General features: G+C 66.5%; 25 protein-coding genes. 11 read left to right on the top strand and 14 right to left on the bottom strand.

Annotated features, from left to right (window positions below; translation table 11 throughout):
* The first annotated feature begins 316 nt into the window (after nucleotides 1-316).
* Complete coding sequence (gene ispH / locus DIE02_RS14135) at nucleotides 317-1,258, top strand: 4-hydroxy-3-methylbut-2-enyl diphosphate reductase (protein WP_044844980.1); 942 nt, start codon at nucleotides 317-319, stop codon at nucleotides 1,256-1,258.
* A gap of 12 nt (nucleotides 1,259-1,270) precedes the next feature.
* A complete protein-coding gene (gene hpnH, locus DIE02_RS14130) occupies nucleotides 1,271-2,431 on the top strand; it encodes an adenosyl-hopene transferase HpnH (RefSeq protein WP_124529146.1) in 1,161 nt (386 codons plus the stop codon).
* A gap of 167 nt (nucleotides 2,432-2,598) precedes the next feature.
* On the opposite strand, the gene DIE02_RS14125 is transcribed toward hpnH, so the two are convergent.
* The 5 genes from DIE02_RS14125 to DIE02_RS14105 all read right to left on the bottom strand — a co-directional run bounded on the left by DIE02_RS14125 (nucleotide 2,599) and on the right by DIE02_RS14105 (nucleotide 4,584).
* The gene (locus DIE02_RS14125) at nucleotides 2,599-2,859 is read right to left on the bottom strand and encodes a hypothetical protein (protein ID WP_124529144.1); all 261 of its coding nucleotides are present in this window, start codon (nucleotides 2,857-2,859) and stop codon (nucleotides 2,599-2,601) included.
* Between the two features lie 180 nt (nucleotides 2,860-3,039).
* A complete protein-coding gene (locus tag DIE02_RS14120) occupies nucleotides 3,040-3,519 on the bottom strand; it encodes a hypothetical protein (protein ID WP_124529142.1) in 480 nt (159 codons plus the stop codon).
* Entirely contained in the window at nucleotides 3,516-3,728 is a 213-nt protein-coding gene (locus tag DIE02_RS14115) for a hypothetical protein (RefSeq protein ID WP_124529140.1), read from the bottom strand. The genes DIE02_RS14120 and DIE02_RS14115 overlap by 4 nt, the downstream gene beginning before the upstream one ends.
* Before the next feature lie 14 nt (nucleotides 3,729-3,742).
* A complete protein-coding gene (locus DIE02_RS14110) occupies nucleotides 3,743-4,120 on the bottom strand; it encodes a hypothetical protein (protein WP_124529245.1) in 378 nt (125 codons plus the stop codon).
* A 176-nt stretch (nucleotides 4,121-4,296) separates the two neighbouring features.
* A complete protein-coding gene (locus DIE02_RS14105) occupies nucleotides 4,297-4,584 on the bottom strand; it encodes a hypothetical protein (RefSeq protein ID WP_124486038.1) in 288 nt (95 codons plus the stop codon).
* A 30-nt stretch (nucleotides 4,585-4,614) separates the two neighbouring features.
* Here DIE02_RS14105 and DIE02_RS14100 point away from each other — a divergent pair, with 30 nt between their 5' ends.
* Both DIE02_RS14100 and DIE02_RS14095 read left to right on the top strand, forming a co-directional pair.
* Nucleotides 4,615-4,968 (top strand): DOPA 4,5-dioxygenase family protein, encoded by a 354-nt coding sequence (locus DIE02_RS14100; RefSeq protein WP_044844975.1) that lies wholly within the window; start codon nucleotides 4,615-4,617, stop codon nucleotides 4,966-4,968.
* Between the two features lie 129 nt (nucleotides 4,969-5,097).
* A complete protein-coding gene (locus DIE02_RS14095) occupies nucleotides 5,098-5,529 on the top strand; it encodes a nuclear transport factor 2 family protein (RefSeq protein ID WP_124529138.1) in 432 nt (143 codons plus the stop codon).
* A gap of 93 nt (nucleotides 5,530-5,622) precedes the next feature.
* Here the strand turns inward: DIE02_RS14095 and trhA are convergent, their stop codons facing one another.
* From trhA to DIE02_RS14065, 5 genes are all read right to left on the bottom strand, one after another.
* Nucleotides 5,623-6,243, bottom strand: coding sequence for a PAQR family membrane homeostasis protein TrhA (gene trhA, locus DIE02_RS14090; protein ID WP_044844973.1), 621 nt, complete (start codon nucleotides 6,241-6,243; stop codon nucleotides 5,623-5,625).
* Between the two features lie 228 nt (nucleotides 6,244-6,471).
* Nucleotides 6,472-6,678, bottom strand: a complete 207-nt coding sequence (locus tag DIE02_RS14085) for a YbdD/YjiX family protein (protein ID WP_006766647.1) — start codon at nucleotides 6,676-6,678, stop codon at nucleotides 6,472-6,474.
* Nucleotides 6,679-6,690: 12 nt separating this feature from the next.
* Nucleotides 6,691-8,769 (bottom strand): carbon starvation CstA family protein, encoded by a 2,079-nt coding sequence (locus tag DIE02_RS14080; protein ID WP_124520108.1) that lies wholly within the window; start codon nucleotides 8,767-8,769, stop codon nucleotides 6,691-6,693.
* A 290-nt stretch (nucleotides 8,770-9,059) separates the two neighbouring features.
* Nucleotides 9,060-9,488 carry a PRC-barrel domain-containing protein gene (locus DIE02_RS14075; RefSeq protein ID WP_044844971.1) on the bottom strand — a complete coding sequence of 143 codons (429 nt, stop codon included), beginning with the start codon at nucleotides 9,486-9,488 and terminating at the stop codon, nucleotides 9,060-9,062.
* Nucleotides 9,489-9,863: 375 nt separating this feature from the next.
* Entirely contained in the window at nucleotides 9,864-10,994 is a 1,131-nt protein-coding gene (locus tag DIE02_RS14065) for a 3-deoxy-7-phosphoheptulonate synthase (protein WP_014900794.1), read from the bottom strand.
* A 425-nt stretch (nucleotides 10,995-11,419) separates the two neighbouring features.
* Between DIE02_RS14065 and DIE02_RS14060 the strand changes: the two genes are divergently transcribed.
* Complete coding sequence (locus DIE02_RS14060) at nucleotides 11,420-11,974, top strand: hypothetical protein (RefSeq protein WP_124486034.1); 555 nt, start codon at nucleotides 11,420-11,422, stop codon at nucleotides 11,972-11,974.
* Between the two features lie 59 nt (nucleotides 11,975-12,033).
* Here the strand turns inward: DIE02_RS14060 and DIE02_RS14055 are convergent, their stop codons facing one another.
* Nucleotides 12,034-12,744, bottom strand: a complete 711-nt coding sequence (locus tag DIE02_RS14055) for a YceH family protein (RefSeq protein WP_044844969.1) — start codon at nucleotides 12,742-12,744, stop codon at nucleotides 12,034-12,036.
* 408 nt (nucleotides 12,745-13,152) lie between these two features.
* Here DIE02_RS14055 and DIE02_RS14050 point away from each other — a divergent pair, with 408 nt between their 5' ends.
* Complete coding sequence (locus tag DIE02_RS14050) at nucleotides 13,153-13,917, top strand: SDR family oxidoreductase (protein WP_124529136.1); 765 nt, start codon at nucleotides 13,153-13,155, stop codon at nucleotides 13,915-13,917.
* A 43-nt stretch (nucleotides 13,918-13,960) separates the two neighbouring features.
* Nucleotides 13,961-14,698: a histidine utilization repressor gene (gene hutC / locus DIE02_RS14045; protein ID WP_044844967.1), complete on the top strand. Its 738-nt coding sequence runs from the start codon at nucleotides 13,961-13,963 to the stop codon at nucleotides 14,696-14,698.
* Between the two features lie 141 nt (nucleotides 14,699-14,839).
* Here hutC and DIE02_RS14040 read toward each other — a convergent pair whose 3' ends face one another.
* Both DIE02_RS14040 and DIE02_RS14035 read right to left on the bottom strand, forming a co-directional pair.
* Nucleotides 14,840-15,688, bottom strand: coding sequence for a phytanoyl-CoA dioxygenase family protein (locus DIE02_RS14040; protein ID WP_044844966.1), 849 nt, complete (start codon nucleotides 15,686-15,688; stop codon nucleotides 14,840-14,842).
* A gap of 55 nt (nucleotides 15,689-15,743) precedes the next feature.
* On the bottom strand, nucleotides 15,744-16,547 hold the full coding sequence (locus tag DIE02_RS14035; RefSeq protein ID WP_124486032.1) for an ABC transporter substrate-binding protein: 804 nt from the start codon (nucleotides 16,545-16,547) through the stop codon (nucleotides 15,744-15,746).
* Nucleotides 16,548-17,037: 490 nt separating this feature from the next.
* Here DIE02_RS14035 and DIE02_RS14030 point away from each other — a divergent pair, with 490 nt between their 5' ends.
* Entirely contained in the window at nucleotides 17,038-17,517 is a 480-nt protein-coding gene (locus DIE02_RS14030) for a helix-turn-helix domain-containing protein (RefSeq protein ID WP_124486031.1), read from the top strand.
* On the top strand, nucleotides 17,514-18,203 hold the full coding sequence (locus DIE02_RS14025; protein WP_124486030.1) for a nucleotidyl transferase AbiEii/AbiGii toxin family protein: 690 nt from the start codon (nucleotides 17,514-17,516) through the stop codon (nucleotides 18,201-18,203). Before DIE02_RS14030 ends, DIE02_RS14025 begins: the two co-directional genes overlap by 4 nt.
* On the opposite strand, the gene DIE02_RS36440 is transcribed toward DIE02_RS14025, so the two are convergent.
* Nucleotides 18,085-18,426, bottom strand: a complete 342-nt coding sequence (locus tag DIE02_RS36440) for a hypothetical protein (RefSeq protein WP_409364365.1) — start codon at nucleotides 18,424-18,426, stop codon at nucleotides 18,085-18,087. The two genes, DIE02_RS14025 and DIE02_RS36440, sit on opposite strands and share 119 nt — an antisense overlap.
* Here DIE02_RS36440 and DIE02_RS36435 point away from each other — a divergent pair.
* Both DIE02_RS36435 and DIE02_RS14015 read left to right on the top strand, forming a co-directional pair.
* Nucleotides 18,346-18,708: a hypothetical protein gene (locus DIE02_RS36435; RefSeq protein ID WP_185702623.1), complete on the top strand. Its 363-nt coding sequence runs from the start codon at nucleotides 18,346-18,348 to the stop codon at nucleotides 18,706-18,708. The two genes, DIE02_RS36440 and DIE02_RS36435, sit on opposite strands and share 81 nt — an antisense overlap.
* A complete protein-coding gene (locus DIE02_RS14015) occupies nucleotides 18,701-19,567 on the top strand; it encodes a LysR family transcriptional regulator (RefSeq protein ID WP_124486029.1) in 867 nt (288 codons plus the stop codon). Before DIE02_RS36435 ends, DIE02_RS14015 begins: the two co-directional genes overlap by 8 nt.
* Nucleotides 19,568-19,610: the final 43 nt, after the last annotated feature.

Here is a 19,610-nt window from a genome sequence, read left to right as displayed (position 1 = left end):
AATACGCGTAAGAATCGACGGTCATCGAATGGCCTTGAAATGAGCGCGACGCCGGGCAGCCGGACGGGCTGCCCGCGAAACCGCGCAGTTTACCGGGTTCCGCACGCACGAGCGCCGACGCGGCGCTGCGGCGGATGCAACACGGCCGATACAGCACCAGAGCAAGGACGGCCCGATAGGGTTAAAATGCGCGATTAATTCGGGGTTCCGGGGCCTGGCCTGGCCGGTTCGTTCCTGCCTTCATAACATCAAGCCGGGGCGAGCGAGCGGTGCCAGCTCTTCGAACCCGGCGTCTGTCGTCGGAGTTCGCTCACTTATGCGAGTCATCCTTGCCCAGCCCCGCGGCTTTTGTGCGGGGGTTGTCCGCGCGATCGAGATCGTCGATCGCGCGCTGCAACAGCACGGTGCGCCGGTCTATGTGCGTCATGAGATCGTGCATAACCGGCACGTCGTCGAAAACCTGCGTAATAAAGGGGCTCGATTCGTCGAGGAGCTCGACGAGGTGCCGCACGGCGCCGTGGCGATCTTCAGCGCGCACGGGGTCGCCCAGACGGTCGAACGCGACGCGGAAACGCGCGGGCTCGACGTGCTGGACGCCACCTGCCCGCTCGTCACGAAAGTGCACGTGCAGGGCCGCCAGTACGTCGCGGCGGGCCGCCGGCTGATCCTGATCGGCCATGCGGGCCATCCGGAAGTCGAGGGCACGATCGGCCAGATCCCGGCCGAGGTGATCCTCGTGCAGAGCGAGGCCGAAGTCGATACGCTGACGCTGCCGGTCGACACGCCGGTCGCGTACGTCACGCAGACGACGCTGTCGGTCGACGACACGCGCGGCATCATCGAAGCGCTGCAGCGCCGGTTTACCGACATCGTCGGCCCGGACACGCGCGACATCTGCTACGCGACGCAAAACCGCCAGGCCGCCGTGCGCGAGCTGAGCGGCCAGGTCGACGTGCTGCTGGTCGTCGGTGCGACGAACAGCTCGAACTCGAACCGCCTGCGCGAGATCGGCACCGAAAGCGGTGTACCGAGCTATCTCGTCGCCGACGGCTCGGAAGTGAAGGCCGAATGGTTCGCGGGCGTGCAGACGGTCGGCCTGACCGCCGGCGCGTCGGCACCCGAGGAAATGGTCGAGGATGTAATCGGCGCGCTGCGCGCGCTGGGGCCCGTCGATGTCACGACGATGGCGGGCCGTGAGGAAAAAGTCGAATTCAAGTTGCCGGCGAAGCTTACGCAAGCTGTCGCCCGCGAAGTTTAAGGAGGACATCTCTTGTCTATTCCGCTGCTCCAGCAAGTCCGCGTCGGCGCATACATCATGCGCCAACACCTGTCCGGCAACAAACGCTATCCGCTCGCGCTGATGCTCGAGCCGCTGTTCCGCTGCAACCTCGCCTGCAACGGCTGCGGCAAGATCGATTATCCGGACCCGATCCTGAACCAGCGCCTGTCCGTCGAGGAATGCCTGGAAGCCGTCGACGAGTGCGGCGCGCCCATCGTGTCGATCGCCGGCGGCGAGCCGCTGCTCCACAAGGAGATGCCGGAGATCGTCAAGGGCATCATGAAGCGCAAGAAGTTCGTGTACCTGTGCACGAACGCGCTCCTGATGGAAAAGAAGATGGACGACTACGAGCCGAATCCGTACTTCGTCTGGTCGGTCCACCTCGACGGCGACAAGGAAATGCACGACCATTCCGTGTCGCAGGACGGCGTGTACGACAAGGCGGTCGCGGCCATCAAGGAAGCGAAGCGCCGCGGCTTCCGCGTGAACATCAACTGCACGCTGTTCAACGATGCGATCCCCGAGCGCGTCGCGAAGTTCTTCGATACGCTGGGGCCGATCGGCGTCGACGGCATCACCGTGTCGCCGGGCTATGCGTACGAGCGCGCGCCGGATCAGCAGCACTTCCTGAACCGCGACAAGACGAAGAACCTGTTCCGCGAAATCCTGAAGCGCGGCGAAGGCGGCAAGCGCTGGTCGTTCAGCCAGTCGTCGCTGTTCCTCGACTTCCTGGCCGGCAACCAGACGTACAAGTGCACGCCGTGGGGCAACCCGGCGCGTACCGTGTTCGGCTGGCAGAAGCCGTGCTATCTGGTCGGCGAAGGTTACGTGAAGACCTTCAAGGAACTGATGGAAGACACGAACTGGGACAACTACGGCGTCGGCAACTACGAGAAGTGCGCGGACTGCATGGTCCACTGCGGCTTCGAAGCCACCGCCGTGATGGACACGATCGCGCATCCGCTGAAGGCGTTCGCCGTGAGCCGGAAGGGCATCAAGACCGAAGGCGCGTTCGCGCCGGACATCTCGATCGCGAAGCAGCGTCCGGCCGAGTACGTGTTCTCGCGCCACGTCGAGATCAAGCTCGAGGAAATCCAGCGCGCCGGCAAGGGCAAGCTGCAGAAGCCGGCCAAGCCGGCAACGGCGGCTTAAGCGCGTGTCGCCATGCGGAGGTTCGCGCCTCCGCATCGGCCGGCATCGAAGAAGCGCCACGGAGTTCGCTCCGTGGCGCTTTTGTTTTGTCGGGCTTGGGTTGTGTCGGCGTTCGTGCGGGGAGCGGCGCGCATCCGCGCACGCATGAGCGGGCGAACGCCGCTCGCCTAGTGTCTCGACTCCGCGGCCGCGATCAATTGCCATGCCGTCGGGCCGAGGTCGAGCAGCGGGTCGGACGGTGGATCGAGATCGTGCCGATGCTCGTCGTCGGACGGCAGCGTCTGCCGCTTCGCAATGCCGATCTCATCGCCGCAAACGGTGCATCGATAGATGCCCGCGATCGTCACTTCGCTGCCCGGCGGCAGGTTCTCGCTGAATGCGCGGCCGCTTCCGCACGTGAAGTAGCCGCCGATCCTGTATAGCGCCATCGCTCCTCCTGATCGAAACGGATGCGTTCACGCCGACACGTACGATCATCGCCCACGCGACGATGGATCGTCATCGACCGAACCCGTCCGGTTCCCGTCATGACATTAGACGGCGAGCGTCGGCGTCGGGGAATGGGACAGGTATGAAACATCGCGCGGCGCCGGTCGCGTCGACGATGCTCAATGCAGAACGGCCGGTTCCCGCATCTTCGCCGCGGCTTGCGCGACGAGGGCCGGCTGGTCGGCCGACGCCAACGCACTGACGTGACGCCACAGCTCGGCGAGCCGGTGCCGCGTGAGCGTCGCGACGCACGCATCGTTCGCGGCGAGGATGCGCTCGAGCACCGCGCATTCGTCGTCGTGCAGCGTCCATGCGCCGCTTTCCGCCGCGCGCGCGACGCTCGCGTCCAGCACGCGCTCCGCATCGACGCACAGGTCGACGCTCGCGTCCGCCGATACCGCGTCGTCGAGCGCGAGGAACACCAGGTAGACGCTCGTGCGCAACCGCATCAGCAACGTTTCGCTGCCGTGCTCGCCACGCAGCGCGACGAGCGCCATGTGGCATTTCAGCGAGATGTCGCGCACATGCGCGGGCGGCAACGGCAGCAGCCATTCGCGCGTCAGCGGCGGATGGCGACGGCTTTTCCGGACGGCCTTCATGATTCGCTCTCGCTCGCGGCAACGTCGTCCGCGTCGAAGCGCGGCAACCCGGTGCGGCACGCGACTGCGCCGGGGCGCGCGGCGCGATGGCCGTTCGCGCGGCGCCGCGCAGCGTACGGATCGTCACGCCGCCGCGTCGCGCACGCGCGCGGCAGCCGGCGGATCGTCGACGTGCGCCACGCGTCGGCGAGTCGGTTCGCGCATGCCATGCTCGTCTCCCGCATCAGAACGTGTTCTCGCCTTTCAGGTAGTACGCGGTCTTCACGAAGAACGCCTTTACCGGATGGCCGCTCTGCGCGGCGCTGGCCGCACGCGCTTCCATCGCGGCCTTCTCGTCGCGCGAGCGGTCGGGCACCGGGTTCCGTACGCGTTCGAGCGCACGCTGCATCGCGAGCGGATAGTTCTGGTTGCCGGCCGTCGTCGCGCGATAGCCGGCGCGCGTCATCTGCATCAGCTGCACGTCGGTTTCGGCACGCGCCGCGGACCAGGTCCACGGCGCGACGTTCGACTGCCACTCGGTGTCGACGGACTGCGCGAAGCTCGCGGCGGGCAGCGCGGCAAGCGCGCCGGACAGCACTGCAAGGGAAACAACGGATCGCATCATGGCCTCCAGATGGTTGCGTCCGCATCGATCTTCGACGTCGATGCGGTGAAACCATCGTATGTCGCGCGGCCGCGCGCTTGAATAGCCGATTCCGCAATTGATATTTTCGGCACTGACGGCCGGCGCGTGACGCGCGCGACTCGCCAATGCCGCCCGAGTGGAATTTCTTTATTTCATTCAACGACCTGATCGCGTTTTTGCAGACGATTCGATGCAGTGCGCGAATCGCTTTTGCCATTTTCGAAATGACGTATTGCCGAAGCGATTTCGCTCGGAGCCCGCGCCGGCCGGGCTTGCGGCACGATGCCGCGCATGCCGGCCCGCGCGGGAAATACCTCAACGAACCCGCCGGTTTCTTTGACGCGCAACCATTCTTCACGCCGATTTATCGCTTCGCGACAAGACGTGTCCGACAAGGACGCGCGATAATTGCCCATCGCGCCGCAAGTGACGGCGCTCATGCCTTCCCTATTCCTCTCACGAGTCCCGTCATGGCTGATATCGATTCCACCGCGATCAACAGTTGGCACGCACACGTCTACTTCGACGCCGCCAGCCGCGACGCGGCCTGGGCGTTTCGCCTCGTCGTCGAAGAACGGTTCGGCGCGATCATCGAGCTCGGCCGCTTTCACGAACGCCTCGTCGGCCCGCATCCGGCCTGGTCGTACCAGATCGCATTCGACGCCACGCGGTTCGACACCATCGTGCCGTGGCTCGTGCTGAATCACGGCGCGCTCGACATCTTCCTGCATCCGAATACCAACGACGAACTGCGCGACCATCGCGACAGCGCGGTGTGGATCGGCAAGTCGCATGAACTGAATCTCGGCGCGCTGGGGGGCTGACGCGAACGGCGGAACGCGGTTGCGGTTGCGCTCGGCGCACGCAACATCCACGTTTCGGCCTGCGGTGAAACGTCCGGCAGCATTGAATCAATACAGTGGTGCCGTTATCCACGCTTGCCGGAACGCACCATGACCCACGCCGACACCGATGCGCACCGCATCCATCGAGACTGGCACGCCGCCGTCGTCGCACGCGACCTCGATGCGCTGATGTCGCTGTACGCGGACGACGCGATCCTCGAAACGCCGCTGATCGTCGCCACGCTGCCCGATCACGGCTCGGGCGTGCTGCACGGCAAGCCCGCGATCGGCGCGTTCTTCGCGGCAGGGCTGCGCAATCCGGGCAACCGGCTCGGACGCTGGTACCGCACGGGCCGGTTCTTTTCGAACGGCAAGCAACTCACCTGGGAATATCCGCGCGAAACGCCGGACGGCGATCAGGTCGATCTCGTCGAGGTGATGGATCTGCGCGACGGGCTGATCGCGCATCATCGCGTCTACTGGGGGTGGGTCGGGTTCAACACGCTGCGCAACGTCGCGCCAGCGGCCGGTCGCACCTGACGCCGACGACCGCGAAGAACGCGCGGCGCGCCTGCTCCGACTGACACGGCCGCAGCCGCATGCGGCTGCGCCTTCGCCTGCGTCCCGCGTCGCTCACGCCACATACATCGCGACACTGACGAACTGGCACAGGCTGCCGGCCAGCACGAAAAGGTGCCAGATACCGTGCCCGTGGCGGATGCGTTCGTCGTTGATGAAGAAGTAGATCCCGGCGCTGTAGATGACGCCGCCGGCCACGAGCCATGCGGTACCCACCGGCGGCAACGCATGGATCAGCGGGCGGATCGCGACGAGCGCGAGCCAGCCCATCAGCACGTACAGGATCATCGACACGATGCGCGTGCGCCGTCCGAGCGTGAGCTCCTGCACGATCCCGAACGCGGCGAGCCCCCAGCTGACGCCGAACAGCGACCAGCCCCACGGGCCGCGCAGCGTGACGAGCGTGAACGGCGTGTAGCTGCCCGCGATCAGCAGATAGATCGCCGAATGGTCACACTTCTGCAGGATCGCCTTGAGCCGCGGGTTGCGCACGCTGTGATACGCGGTCGAGATCCCGTACAGCAGGATCAGCATCGCGCCGTACACGCTGAAGCTCACGATCTTGTAAGGATCGCGGTCGAGCGCGCCCATCGTCACCAGCGCGACCAGCCCTGCCACCGACAATACCGCGCCGACGAGATGGGAAATGCTGTTGAAACGCTCACCGACATGCACGACGGGTTCTCCTGCGCGGATTCATCGGAAAAAAGTAGAGCCCTATGATACCGGCGGCCGGATCAAGCCGCGCTGAAGCGGGCCAACCGCCGCAACCACGACAGGCAGCAAACATGCCCGCCCCGGCCCGCCAAATAAAAAGCGCCGCGAATGCCTTCGCGGCGCTTCCTGGTCCGTCACCGGACTGCCCTTGGTGGTGCCCTTACCGGCCGGCTTCGCCGGCCCGCTTCAGCAACACTTCCCTGCCCCCGACCCGTACCGCGCATTCTGACGCTCGCGGAAGAATTCCTCATACGTCATCGGCTCGCGGTCCGGATGGGTGTCGCGCATGTGCGCGACGTAGGTGTCGTAGTCGGGCAGGCCGACCATCAGCCGCAACGCCTGCCCGAGGTAACGCCCCGCGCTGCGCAGGTCGCTGCCCAGATCGCTGAACATCGCGGCCTCCCTTTAACGTCCGCTGCCAAGCGCCTGCGCGGCCGGCATCGCTTCGTACGGCGTCTCGCGCACGGTCGGCTTCGACTCGCGGCGCGCGCGCAGCACGGCGAGCAGCCCGTACCCCGCGATCGCCACGACGACGAAGATGAACAGGCCGGCCAGCGCCGCATCGATGTAGTCGTTGAAAATGATCCGCTGCATCTGCGCGATCGACTTCGCCGGTGCGAGCACCTTGCCTTCGTCCACCGCGGCCTGCAGCTTCGCCGCGTGCGCGAGGAAGCTGACCTTCGGGTTCGCATCGAAGATCTTCTGCCAGCCTGCCGTCAGCGTGCAGATCAGCAGCCATGCGGTCGGCACGATCGTCACCCACGCGTAGCGCTCGCGCTTCATCTTGAACAGCACGACGGTGCCGAGCACCAGCGCGATCGCGGCGAGCATCTGGTTCGAGATGCCGAACAGCGGCCACAGCGTGTTGATGCCGCCGAGCGGATCGACCACGCCCTGGTACAGGAAGTAGCCCCACGCGGCCACGCACAGCGCGGTGGCGACCAGGTTCGCGGGCAGCGACTCGGTGCGCTTGAGCGCCGGGTGGAACGTGCCGAGCAGGTCCTGCAGCATGAAGCGGCCCGCGCGCGTGCCGGCGTCGACCGCCGTCAGGATGAACAGCGCCTCGAACAGGATCGCGAAGTGATACCAGAACGCCATCATCGCTTCGCCGCCGATCACCTGGTGCAGGATGTGCGCCATGCCGACGGCCAGCGTCGGCGCGCCGCCCGCACGCGCGATGATCGTCGTTTCGCCGACGGCCTTCGCGGTCTGCGTCAGCATGTCGGGCGTCAGCACGAAGCCCCATTGCGTGACCGTGTTCGCGACGGCTTCCGGCGTCGAGCCGAGCACGGCGGCCGGTGCGTTCATCGCGAAGTAGATGCCCGGCTCGATCACGCACGCGGCGACCAGCGCCATGATCGCGACGAACGATTCCATCAGCATCGCGCCGTAACCGATGAAGCGCGCGTTGGTTTCGTTGTCGATCAGCTTCGGCGTCGTGCCCGACGAGATCAGCGCATGGAAGCCCGACACCGCGCCGCACGCGATCGTGATGAACAGGAACGGGAACAGGTTGCCCGACCACACCGGGCCCGTGCCGTCGACGAACTTCGTCAGCGCGGGCATCTTCAGTTCCGGTGCGACGACCAGGATGCCGATCGCAAGGCCGAGGATCGTGCCGATCTTCAGGAACGTCGACAGGTAGTCGCGCGGCGCGAGCAGCAGCCACACCGGCAGCACCGATGCGACGAAACCGTAGCCGATCAGGATCCACGTGAGCTGCGTGCCGCTGAACGTGAACCACGCGGCGAGCGCCGGCGAATCGTGCACGGTCTGGCCGAACGCGATCGACGCCATCAGCAGCACGAAGCCGATGATCGACACTTCGCCGATGCGGCCCGGACGGATGTAGCGCGTGTAGACGCCCATGAACAGCGCGATCGGAATCGTCGCGGCGACGGTGAACGTGCCCCACGGCGAATTCGTCAGCGCCTTCACGACGATCAGCGCGAGCACCGCGAGGATGATCACCATGATCAGGAACGCGCCGAACAGCGCGATCACGCCGGGCACCGTGCCAAGCTCCATCTTGACGAGGTCGCCGAGCGAGCGGCCGTCGCGGCGCGTCGAGATGAACAGCACGATGAAGTCCTGCACCGCGCCGGCGAACACGACGCCGGCCAGGATCCACAGCATGCCGGGCGTGTAGCCCATCTGCGCGGCGAGCACGGGGCCGACGAGCGGCCCGGCGCCGGCGATCGCGGCGAAGTGATGGCCGAACAGCACGTACTTGTTGGTCGGTACGTAGTCGAGGCCGTCGTTGTGCCGGACGGCCGGCGTCATCCGCAGCCCGTCGAGCTGCATGACCTTGCTGGCGATGAAACGGCTGTAGAAGCGATATGCGATCAGATATACGCAGACTGCGGCGATCACGATCCACAGCGCGCTGACGCGTTCGCCGTGCGCGAGTGCGATCGTCCCGAACGCGAATGCGCCGAGCAGCGCGACGGCGATCCATAGCAGGGTACTGGAAGCCCGATTCATGGCGTCTCCTGGTCTCCAATGTGGTTTTGAGTGGATCCGGCCAGGCGCCGAACCCGCGTGACGTCGATGCGTCGTGCCGCGTCTCGTGGATGCCGCGGCGATGGGCCGTAGTATTCCGCGCGACAGGGGCAGCTTACAAGCGCACAACTACGTATGCGGGGCTACGTAGAATTACGTAGACCGAGCGTGGGCGCGCGACGCGCCCGAGATGGATCGACGCGCGACGCGACGTGGCGCGGGCCGGCGCGCGGCCGGCCGGGCATGGCAGGTCGCGCGCCGGGCCGCGTGGATCAGTGCTTGTCGTCGGCCTTCTTCGGCTTCGGCGGCGACGGCACCTTCGCGTACTGGAATGCCGGCGTGGCCTTCAGCGCGTCCTTCGTCGCGCCCGGCAGGTAGATGTTGCCGTTGCGCACGTCGAGCGACGCGATCGGCACCGCGACGTCATGCGCGGCCACGCCGAGGAAGCCGCCGGCCGACACGATCGCCGCCGACACCGAGCCGTCCGGCGCGACGATCAGGTCGCGCACCGTGCCGACTTTCTGGTTCTGGTCGTTGTACACGGCCTTGCCGAGCACGCTCTTCTTCACGCTCCAGCCTTCGAGCAGCGCCTGCGATTGCTCGACGGTCACGCTGAGCGGCTGCGCGCCGGCGATCTGCGCGTGCGCGCTGACGCTCGATGCGAGGACGGTTGCCGCGATGAGGGTCTTGTAGAACTTCATGTATTGCACTCCGGTTCGGTTGTTGTTGATTCCGGGAGCGAAGCGACGCGGGCGCAACGGCTGATCGGTGAGCGCCCCGCGCTTCGTCGGTCGCGTGGCGGCCAGCCGCGCCGCCAGTGCGTGTGTGCATGACGGACCGGCGTGGCCGGACCGCAGCGTGCAACACGGCTTCATGGTAGCGGCATTCGCCGGATCGTGCGTTCGGAGTGCGACGTGACAGGCGGGGCGAGACGGATGAAGATCAATGTCCGTGCGGACAGGATGTGCGCGCCGCGGCATGTCGATCGGGAGAACGTCGGAGACGGGCATCCGGTCGTCACCGGCGCACGGACCGTGCGGCGGACGTCCCCGGCCCCGCCACGCAGTCACACCGCCTCACGCGTTGCGCGAATACACCCTGCGATGCCGCACCGCCTCCGCCAGCACGTCGAGCACCGGCTCCGTCTGCGTCCAGCTCAGGCACGCGTCGGTGATCGACACGCCGTACTGCAGCGGCACGCCCGGCTTCAGATCCTGGCGCCCGGCCTCGAGATGGCTCTCGACCATCACGCCGACGATCCGGTGCTCGCCCTGCGACAGCTGCCGCGCGAGATCCTGCGCGACCTCGATCTGCCGCTCGTGCGACTTGTTGGAATTCGCATGCGAGCAATCGACCATCACCTGCTCGCGCAACCCGCTCTTGCGCAGCACCGCGCAGCTCGCCTCGACGTGCTCGGCGTCGTAGTTCGGCCCGTTCTTGCCGCCGCGCAGGATCACGTGCGCGTCGTCGTTGCCGCGCGTCTCGAAGATCGCTGCCATGCCCATCTTCGTCATCCCCATGAACGCATGGCTCGCGCGCGCGGCGACGATCGCGTCGGATGCGACCTGCACGCCGCCGTCGGTGCCATTCTTGAAACCGATCGGACAGCTCAGCCCCGATGCCAGCTGACGATGGCTCTGGCTCTCGGTCGTGCGCGCACCGATCGCGCCCCACGCGATCAGGTCCGCGATGTACTGCGGGCTCAGCAGGTCGAGGAATTCGGTCGACGCAGGCAGGCCGAGCGCGTTGATGTCGAGCAGCAGTTGCCGCGCCGCGCGCAGCCCTTCGTTGATGCGGAAGCTGCCGTCGAGGCGCGGATCGTTGATGTAGCCCTTCCAGCCGACCGTCGTGCGCGGCTTCTCGAAGTACACGCGCATCGTGATCAGCAGGTCGTCCTTCAGCGCATCGGCGGCGGCCTTCAGGCGGCGGGCGTACTCGAGCGCCTGGTCGTGATCGTGGATCGAGCACGGGCCGACGACGAGCAGCAGCCGGTCGTCGCGGCCGTGCAGGATGTCGCCGATCGCGCGGCGCGTGTCCTCGACGAGCGTCTGCGTGGCGGCCGGCACCGGCAGTTCGTCCTGCAGCAGCGCCGGCGAGATCAGCGGACGCACGGCGCCGATGCGGACGTCGTCGATACGCGTGGTGTCCTGCGTCGCGTCGGCACTGCCTACCTCGCGATCGTGGGAAGGATTGTCGAGGTTCTGCATGGTGATTCTCCGGGGGACGTCTGGAATGAGGTGCAGGCTCGATTATGGCACTCGCGCAAGGCGGCAGCGAGGCGCGGCGGGGGCATGCGATCTGCGTCAAGAGGCCGGGCGAAAGAACGGCGATCCGCAACGGATCGCCCGGGCATTCGGCGCGTTGCGCCGATGCCGCGCGATTCGGGCGCGCGCCTGCCGACGTTTCCGGGCCTGTCGACAGGGCTTCATGGAACGGGCGTCATGCAGGCGCCGCCGGTCGCCAGCCGCAACGCGACCCGGGGCGCCGGCCGTTCGGCCGAGTGGTCGCGTGTGGCCGACGTACCGTACGATCATCGCTGTCCGCTGCCGATGACGCCTCGCCTTCTGCGCAGGCGGCACGACGCACCACCTGTCTGTGATTGATCGTACGCAACATGACCCGACACGCCACGATGACCGTATCCGAACTGCTCAGCGCCATCCGCCAGCCCTACGCCGACCTGCTCGCACAAGCGGCAGCGCAACCGGCGGCCGTCGTCGAACCGGCCTACCGGAAAGCCGACGGCACGCTGGCCACCGAAGGCCCGCTCGCACTGCCGTGCCGCGCCGACATCGTTCACACCGAAGGCGAATCGGCCGGCCAGCCGGCAATGGTCGACTCGACCACGCAACTGGACTTCGAACCGTTCGCGTTCGAACTCGAAACGGCGGCCGTGTCGATCCGGCCGTTCGTGTGGGACTGGGCGACGATCGAAGCCGACGGCATCGGCGAGGCCGCGGCCACCGACGCGTTCAGGACATGGTTCTTCGCGTGGTTCGACGCCGACGACGCAGGCGAGCCGGCCGAGGACGGCCTGCACGGCATCGTTCACTATCTGTCGGAACCGGCGGGCACGGAGCAAGGATGGCGCGTCAATGCGGACCTGGGCTCGGCGCCGGGCGCGGCCGTCGAGGATCTGCTGTTCCGGCTCGTCGACGCAGGTGCCACGCGAATCAGCATCGGCTGAATCGCTTCTCCATCCACGACTCAAATGCGCGCCGGTGTCGAGTTGGCTCGGGCGGGCAATCAGCCGGCGTCGCCCGGGGTATCGACGTCGATCCCGAGTTCGGTCGCCATCCGCTGCACGAGTGCGTTCAGCCGCGCCACTTCATCCGCAAGCCGCTTCTGCTCGGCCTTGAGCGCCTCGAACTCCGACGGCGGAACGGAATCCGCGCCGCCGCCCGCGTCCGCACCGGCGTAGTCGGCGACGTTCACCTCGCCGCACATCAGGTGCATCCAGCGGTTCTCGCGCGCACCGGGCGCGCGCGGCAGCCGGACGACGAGCGGCTGCGCACGCGCCGCGAGTTCGTCGAGGAACGCCTCGACCGACGAGATGTCCGCGAAGCCGTGCAGGCGTGCGCTGTTCAGGCGCAGTTCGGCGGCCGTCTGCGGGCCGCGCAGCAGCAGGATCGTCAGCAGCGCGATCGCCTGGCTCGGAATCCCGAGCACGCGGTTCACGTTGTGCTCGAAACGCGGCACGCGGCTGCTGCTGCCCTCCATCACGAGGCTCAGGTGCTTGAGCCCGTCGAGCGCGGTCGTGACTTCGTCCTCGCTGACGTTCATCACCGGCGAGCGCGCGGTTTTCTGGTTGCAGCCCGCGGTCAGCGCATTCAGCGACAACGGATAGGTGTCCGGCACCGTGTGCTGCTTCTCGACGAGCACCCCGAGAATGCGGGCCTCGAGGGGCGTGAGTTCGCGCAGGGCGCGTGGCGTGGGCATGTCCGGCGTGGTGTTCATGGATGGCGTCGCAGCGTGCAGCAGGTGAAGGGAAACGGTCGCGGCCCGTCCGGCGTCGCGAACGGGCGAGCCATATGATAGCTCGCGACGTGAGGCCCGGCGCCACTCGCCGCCGCGGCGCGCGCACTTGCCGCGGCCGGTTTTCGTCCAACGGTTCGGCCGTGCGGCGGCGCACGACGACGCCTGCGTTCGGCCGCACGGACGCGTGCTCCGCGCTCACGCGCGGCGTCGTCCCGCGTTTGCGCGTCGCGCAGGCCGGCGCTACGATATGCGTACACCCGGACGCGCGGCGCTCGGCCGGATTCGTCCGCCAGTTCAATACCGCGCATCGCCCGTCCCGCACGCCGTGCCGCCCCGCCTGCGCGCCGCGCCTGTCAACACGCTTCAACCGTTCACTCGTTCACCGCCATGATCGCCTCCTCTCTCGCGCCGCACGTGCGCGCCATCGTCACCGGACACACGCGCGGCCTCGGCGCGTCGCTTGCCGAACAATTGCTGCAGGAAGGCATCGCCGTGCTCGGCGTATCGCGCAGCCGTCATCCGTCGCTCGCCGCGCAGGCCGGCGACCGTTTCGCCGAAATCGAACTCGACCTGTCGGACACGTCGGCCGTCGCAACCTGGCTCGCCGGCGACACGCTGCGCCGCTTCGTCGACGGCGCGTCGATCGTGCTGCTCTTCAACAACGCGGGCATCGTCGATCCGATCGGGCCGCTCGACGCACAGGATCCGGCGCTCGTCGCGCGCGCGGTCGGCCTGAACGTCGCGGCGCCGCTGATGCTGTCGGCCGCGCTCGTGCAGGCGGCAGCGGCGCCGACCGAATGCCGGATCCTGCACGTGTCGAGCGGCGCCGCGCGCAACGCGTACGCGGGCTGGAGCGTCTACTGCGCGACCAAGGCCGCGCTCGATCATCACGCGCGCGCCGTCGCGCTCGATGCGAACCGCGCGCTGCGAATCTGCAGCGTCGCGCCGGGCGTCGTCGATACGGGCATGCAGGCGACGATCCGCTCGACCAGCGAAGCGAACTTCCCGATGCGCGAGAAATTCGACGAACTGAAGTCGAGCGGCGCGCTATCGACACCCGAGGCTGCCGCGCGGCAGCTGATCGGCTATGCGCTGAGCGATGCGTTCGGATCCGTGCCGACGGCCGACGTTCGCGAACTGCCCGCGCCCTGATCCGGGATAGAATTTCGCGATTGCCCTTCCCCAAGGATCCCCGATGGTCACGAAGACCACCGCACCGTTCCAGCAGATCAAGACACTCGTTCGCCAGAACGTCGATGCGGGCGACTGGCGCCCGGGGGACCGCATTCCGTCCGAACTCGATCTCGCCGCGCAATTCGGCGTCGCGCGCATGACGGTCAACCGCGCGCTGCGCGAGCTGACCGAGGAAGGCGTGCTGAAGCGCATCGCGGGCGTCGGCACCTTCGTCGCCGAGGTGAAGCCGCAGTCGAACCTGCTGATGATCGCGCACATCCGCGACGAGATCCGCGCGCGCGGCCACGAGTATCGCTGCCGCGTGCTCAGCCAGTCGCGCGAGCCCGCGTCGTTCGACGTCGCGGCCGCGTTCGGGCTGGCGGTCAACACGCCGGTCTTTCACGTGGTGTGCGTGCACGAGGAAAACGGCCGCCCGATCCAGCTCGAGGATCGTTACGTGAACCCGGCCGCCGCGCCCGAATTCATCGATCAGGATTTCCAGGCCGAGCCACCGTCCGAATACCTGTTCAACAACGTGTCGCACTACGAACTGGAGATCGAGCACGTCGTCGACGCGTCGCTGCCGTCCGGTGAACAGGCGCGGCTGCTCGACATGCGCGCCGACGAGCCGTGCCTCACGCTCACGCGCCGCACCTGGACGAACGGGCTGCCCGTCACGTTCGTGCACTTCCTGCATCCGGGCAACCGCTACCGGCTCGGCTCGCGCTTCAAGCCGGGCGCCGGACGTCACCAGACCTGAACCTTCTTCAGCGCGGGTAAGAGACCACGCGCTGCGCGCCGCTTCGCGAAGCAACGGCCACCGCGCGCATGGCGTCGCTGAAGGTCGCTTGCCGTCGCTTGCCGTCGCTCGATGTCGCGCGACGAAGTCGATCCGCGCCGCTCAGATCGCCCCGACCTGCCCCGCGCCGCGCGACCACACGACCGGAAATAGCGCATGCTCGAGCGGCGCGCCGTCGGGCAGTTCGTCGGCCAGTCCCGGGAAATCGGGCGACGTCTTCCAGCGGCGCGGCGCATGACGGATATCGTCGCCGACGAAGCGGATCGAGAACGCGCGCCGGCGGTTCTGCGTCCCGCCCGACGCATGCAGCGTCAGCATCCGGAAGCACACCATGTCGCCCGGCTCGAGCGCCCAGTGACGGATCGGGAACGCCGCGCGGTCGGCTTCGATGTCGGGCAGGTCGGCGAGGCTGCCTTCCGGGAACCACTTCGCCTCCTTGTCCATGAACGTGCGCGGCATCAGCCACGGCCCCTGGTGCGAACCCGCGACGAATTCGAGCGTCGATTCGAGCGGCACCGGATCGACCGGAATCCACATGCTGACGTTGTCGTCGCCTTCGATGTTGTAGTACGGCTGGTCCTGGTGCCACGGCGTGCGCTGCCGCGTGCCGGGCTCCTTCACGAGCAGGTGGTCGTGATGCAGCCGCACCGTCTGCGTGCCCATCAGCGCCGCGGCCACCGACGGCGCGGGCGACCGCACGATGAAGTCGCGATACGCGTCGTTGTGCTGCCAGTTGCAGAAGTCCTCGAAGAACCAGCCCGGATCGTCGGGCCGGCTCGCGACCTTCGCGCGCGCGCTCGGCTGCGCGAGGTTCGCGTCGATGCCGGCACGCAGCGCGGCCACTTCGTCGGGCGAGAAGATGCCCTTGATGCATACCGCGCCTTCGTCGCGGAAGGCGGCGATCAGTTCGGGCGTCACGGCTTTCGCGACGCGTTCCTGGATACTCGTCATGGGTTGCCTGTCGATTGATTGAGCCACGGGGTCATGGAATTGCAGGGTCACGGGTTCACGGCGCGGAAGTCAGCTGCTGCTTGGCGCCGTAGATGTCGAAGTCGAAATATTTCGCGGCGATCTTCTGGTACGTGCCGTTCGCGCGGATCGCGACGATCGCGTCATTCAGCCGCTTCTTCATCTCGGCGTCGCCTTTGCGCACGCCCATCGCGACGCCGTAGCCGGTGATGCGCACGTCGGTCACGTCGGGCCCCGCGAATGCATAACCCTTGCCGCGCGGCGTCTTCAGGAACGAATAGCCGGCTTGCGTCTTGTCCTGGAAGGTCGCGTCGAGGCGGCCGTTCACCAGATCCTGATACACCTGGTCCTGGTTCTGGTACGACACGATCGTCACGCCCTTGGTCGCCCATTCGGCCTTCGCGTAGGCCTCCTGCGTCGTGCCCTGGTCGATCCCGACGCGCTTGCCCGCGAGCGACGCCGCGGTCGGCAGCAGCTTCGAGCCGGCCGGTGCGACGAGCGCGCCCGGCGACGCATACAGCTTGTTCGAAAAGTCGATCTGCTTGAGCCGCTCGTCGGTGGCCGTCATCGCGGACATGATCACGTCGAACTTGCGCGCGCGCAGCGCCGGAATCATCCCGTCGAAACCCTGCTCGACCCACACGCATTTCGCGCGCAGCTGCTCGCAGATCGCATTGCGCAGGTCGATGTCGAAGCCGGCGAGCGAGCCGTCGGGCTGCTTCGCCTCGAACGGCGGATAGGTGGGATCGATGCCCCAGCGGATCGTCGCCGTGTCCTGCGCGAACGAGACGAGCGGCGCGAACGCCAGCGCGGAAGCGAGAAGCCTTGCAGTGCGGTTCATGGTGTGTCCTTTTGGTCTCGACGTGGCGGGGGAAGGCGCCGGGCGTCCGTTGGGGAGCGTCGTGCCGGCTGGCCCGGCGCGGTACGCGAAAGACGGGGACTTCGATGAAGCTGCGATGCAGTCTAGACCGCTTGATTTTCGAGCGCAAGCGGAAGGAATGGATGTGGGGCGGATTGAGGGAGTCGGGGAAATTAAATCGGGGCAAGGAGCAGGATAGATGAGCAAAAAATGGACATTTACACGATTTTCTCCATATTTTGAGCGTTTACCCGGGGTGATGCTTGACTGCCACAGAACGAGTTTTCACGGATTTCCGTCGAGCGAGTATGTCTATACAGCGCGACCGATCGCCGTCTCTCGCAACATTTTCTTCGCTTGAATAGACCATCCATCCTATACCGCACCCGCGTCCATGCGTGACAATGCATACCATCGAGATGTAAGATATAACTTACATTTTCGTGCGGTGAACCTGCGTCGGGAGGTGAACATGCAACTCTATGAAATCGGTCAGGCCGTTGCCAAACGGCGGGCGGAACTCGATCTCACACAGGCCCAGCTTGCAAAACTCGCCGGATTGTCTCGTCTCACGGTGAACCAGCTCGAAACCGGCAAGGTCAAGGATCTTGGAATCAACAAGCTCATCCCGTTGCTCAGCGTGCTCGGCATCGAACTCCTGGCGCAGCCGCGATCGGCCCAAAGCGGCCTCTACAAGGCCGTCGTGAGCTCGAACGTCAGCTATAAGGGTGAATTGACCGAGCGACTGCTGGCGGACGCGCTGACCACGGGACAAATTCCGGCAGGGTACGAATCGCAGATCTCCGTCATCCTCGACGAGGTACCGTTGCCGGTGGTGGTGAAGGCCGCCGAAGAAGCGGCCGCACGCTCCGGCACGCCGCTTCGCGCCATCTGGAAAAACCTGGCCGCATGGTCGAAGGATCTTCATCTGTACCGGGAGGTATGGGCATGACTGCACCGGCCGAATTGCCCGACGGCCCGTGGCAGGGGCTTTTCCGCAAAACGCTGACGCTAATCGACGAGATACGCCAGTACGGCACGGCACATCCGTTCTGGACATTTGGCGGCGGCACCGTCCTCATGCTGCGTCACGGACATCGTGTCAGCAAGGACATCGATATCTTCGTACCCGACCCGCAGTACCTCGGGTACGTGAACCCACGCATCAGCGACGCCGCATCCGACATCACGACCGAGTACGAGGAACACGCCGGTTTCGTGAAACTGGTGTTGCCCGACGGTGAAATCGACTTCGTGGTCTCCCGAAACCTGATGTCTCCCGGTTACGACGAATGGATGCTGATGGACCACATCGTCAAGGTCGAGACTTCAGCGGAAATCGTGGCCAAGAAAATGTGGCATCGCGGAGATCGTCCCACCGCGCGAGACCTGTTCGATCTCTGCCTGGTCATCGAGCGGGAGCCGAAGAGCCTGATGGAGGCAAGCGCATTTCTCGTTCGCCATCGAGATACCTTCCTGCATCTGCTCGACGAACGTCGCACGTTCGTTCAGTCTCGCTTCAACGATATCTCGACACTCGGTTACACACCGTCGTTCGACTACTGCGTGAATCTGGCCGGCGAGTTCCTCCGCCAGCTTCCCGACACCGGCACCGCGCGCAAATCGCATCCCCGCTGACGCCACTGCCCTTTCGCTGCCCCCGAAATCCGCTCGATCTTCGTATACCTCGGCTGCGCGCATGCCACAGCGGTGTCTCGCCGTTCGAATCGGCCAGGTTCACGTCCGCCTTCGCATCCACCAGCAACTGCACGATCCGCACATGGCGCTCGCCGCCGTCGCCGAGCGCAATCGCTTCCAGCAGCGCGGCCGCGCCGAGCCGGTTCACGTGATCGACCTTCACGCCCGTGTCGATCAACGTGCGCACCGTGTCGCCGTGGCCACGCTCGGCCGCCCCTTCGAGCGCGCCACCGTCGGCGGCGGCACTCGTGAGCTTCATCAACACAAACGCGCCGACGATCGCCATCCGTTTGAAAAACCCCCGGTGCCTCCTTGCAAGTCCGCCCGCACAGCCGCGCCGGATCCGGCGAAACCGCGATTGCCCGCCGTCTCGGGCCATGTTAAAAGTCGTCGCACGCATTTGAAAATGAAATGCTCGAATCCGCAAAAGTGCAGAAATGAATAGACCTTTGTTCGACCTCGACCTGTTGCGCGCGCTCGTGATGGTCGCCGACTGCGGCAGCTTCACGACCGCGTCCGCGCGCCTGCATTCGACGCAGTCGACGGTCAGCCAGAAGGTGCGGCGGCTGGAGGAGATCGCCGGGCATCGCCTGCTCGACCGCGGCACGCGCGACGTGCGGCCGACCGACGCCGGCGTGACGGTGCTCAGCTACGCGCGGCGCATGATCGCGCTGAACGACGAGATGCTGGAAGCGCTGTCGGGCGCGACCGTCGCACTGACGATCCGGCTCGGCGTGCCCGACGATTTCGCGGCGGGCCGCACGACCCACGCGCTCGCCGCGTTCAAGCGCGATCATCCGCAGGTGAAGCTCGAGGTGACGTGCGGGCTGAGCCGCGACATCTGCGCGGCCTACGATCGCGGCGAGCTCGATCTCGTGCTGATCAAGCAGCGGCGCGACAGCCGCGAGGCGGTGGTGCGCTGGCCGGAGAAACTGCGCTGGATCGACAGCGCGCAGCATCCGACGATCGACCTCGATCCGGTGCCGATCGTCGTGTTCCCGCCGCGCGGGCTTTATCGCGACGACATGATCAAGGCGATCGAGGAACGCGGCCGCCGCTGGCGGATCAGCTTCACGACGTCGAGCCTGAGCGGGATCCAGGCAGCCGTCGCGGACGGGCTCGGCATCAGCGTGCTGCCAGCGCGCGTGGTGACCGACGACCACGTCGTGCTGACCGACGCGCACGGCGGCTTCGCGCCGATCGAGCACATGGACATCGCGATCCTGCATCGGCCGACCGCCGATCCGATGGTCAGCGAGCTGACGAAGGCGCTCGCGGCGATGCTGGAGCACGAGCAGGAATGAGCGCAGCGATGCGGGCCGGCATCGACCGGGCGGCGGCGCATGT

The organism is Burkholderia sp. Bp8991 (assembly GCF_003853795.1).
Classification (GTDB): Bacteria; Pseudomonadota; Gammaproteobacteria; order Burkholderiales; family Burkholderiaceae; genus Burkholderia.
This window is presented reverse-complemented; position numbering and strand designations above follow the sequence as displayed.

Bases quoted from the DNA above. Each gene is read 5' to 3' on its own strand.
- ispH (WP_044844980.1), top strand. From the start codon at position 317: ATGCGAGTCATCCTTGCCCAGCCCCGCGGCTTTTGTGCGGGGGTTGTC.
- DIE02_RS14125 (WP_124529144.1), bottom strand. From the start codon at position 2,859: ATGGCGCTATACAGGATCGGCGGCTACTTCACGTGCGGAAGCGGCCGC.
- DIE02_RS14120 (WP_124529142.1), bottom strand. From the start codon at position 3,519: ATGAAGGCCGTCCGGAAAAGCCGTCGCCATCCGCCGCTGACGCGCGAA.
- DIE02_RS14115 (WP_124529140.1), bottom strand. From the start codon at position 3,728: ATGGCATGCGCGAACCGACTCGCCGACGCGTGGCGCACGTCGACGATC.
- DIE02_RS14110 (WP_124529245.1), bottom strand. From the start codon at position 4,120: ATGCGATCCGTTGTTTCCCTTGCAGTGCTGTCCGGCGCGCTTGCCGCG.
- DIE02_RS14105 (WP_124486038.1), bottom strand. From the start codon at position 4,584: ATGAGCGCCGTCACTTGCGGCGCGATGGGCAATTATCGCGCGTCCTTG.
- DIE02_RS14100 (WP_044844975.1), top strand. From the start codon at position 4,615: ATGGCTGATATCGATTCCACCGCGATCAACAGTTGGCACGCACACGTC.
- DIE02_RS14095 (WP_124529138.1), top strand. From the start codon at position 5,098: ATGACCCACGCCGACACCGATGCGCACCGCATCCATCGAGACTGGCAC.
- DIE02_RS14085 (WP_006766647.1), bottom strand. From the start codon at position 6,678: ATGTTCAGCGATCTGGGCAGCGACCTGCGCAGCGCGGGGCGTTACCTC.
- DIE02_RS14080 (WP_124520108.1), bottom strand. From the start codon at position 8,769: ATGAATCGGGCTTCCAGTACCCTGCTATGGATCGCCGTCGCGCTGCTC.
- DIE02_RS14075 (WP_044844971.1), bottom strand. From the start codon at position 9,488: ATGAAGTTCTACAAGACCCTCATCGCGGCAACCGTCCTCGCATCGAGC.
- DIE02_RS14065 (WP_014900794.1), bottom strand. From the start codon at position 10,994: ATGCAGAACCTCGACAATCCTTCCCACGATCGCGAGGTAGGCAGTGCC.
- DIE02_RS14060 (WP_124486034.1), top strand. From the start codon at position 11,420: ATGACCGTATCCGAACTGCTCAGCGCCATCCGCCAGCCCTACGCCGAC.
- DIE02_RS14055 (WP_044844969.1), bottom strand. From the start codon at position 12,744: ATGAACACCACGCCGGACATGCCCACGCCACGCGCCCTGCGCGAACTC.
- DIE02_RS14050 (WP_124529136.1), top strand. From the start codon at position 13,153: ATGATCGCCTCCTCTCTCGCGCCGCACGTGCGCGCCATCGTCACCGGA.
- hutC (WP_044844967.1), top strand. From the start codon at position 13,961: ATGGTCACGAAGACCACCGCACCGTTCCAGCAGATCAAGACACTCGTT.
- DIE02_RS14040 (WP_044844966.1), bottom strand. From the start codon at position 15,688: ATGACGAGTATCCAGGAACGCGTCGCGAAAGCCGTGACGCCCGAACTG.
- DIE02_RS14035 (WP_124486032.1), bottom strand. From the start codon at position 16,547: ATGAACCGCACTGCAAGGCTTCTCGCTTCCGCGCTGGCGTTCGCGCCG.
- DIE02_RS14030 (WP_124486031.1), top strand. From the start codon at position 17,038: ATGCAACTCTATGAAATCGGTCAGGCCGTTGCCAAACGGCGGGCGGAA.
- DIE02_RS14025 (WP_124486030.1), top strand. From the start codon at position 17,514: ATGACTGCACCGGCCGAATTGCCCGACGGCCCGTGGCAGGGGCTTTTC.
- DIE02_RS36435 (WP_185702623.1), top strand. From the start codon at position 18,346: ATGGCGCTCGCCGCCGTCGCCGAGCGCAATCGCTTCCAGCAGCGCGGC.
- DIE02_RS14015 (WP_124486029.1), top strand. From the start codon at position 18,701: ATGAATAGACCTTTGTTCGACCTCGACCTGTTGCGCGCGCTCGTGATG.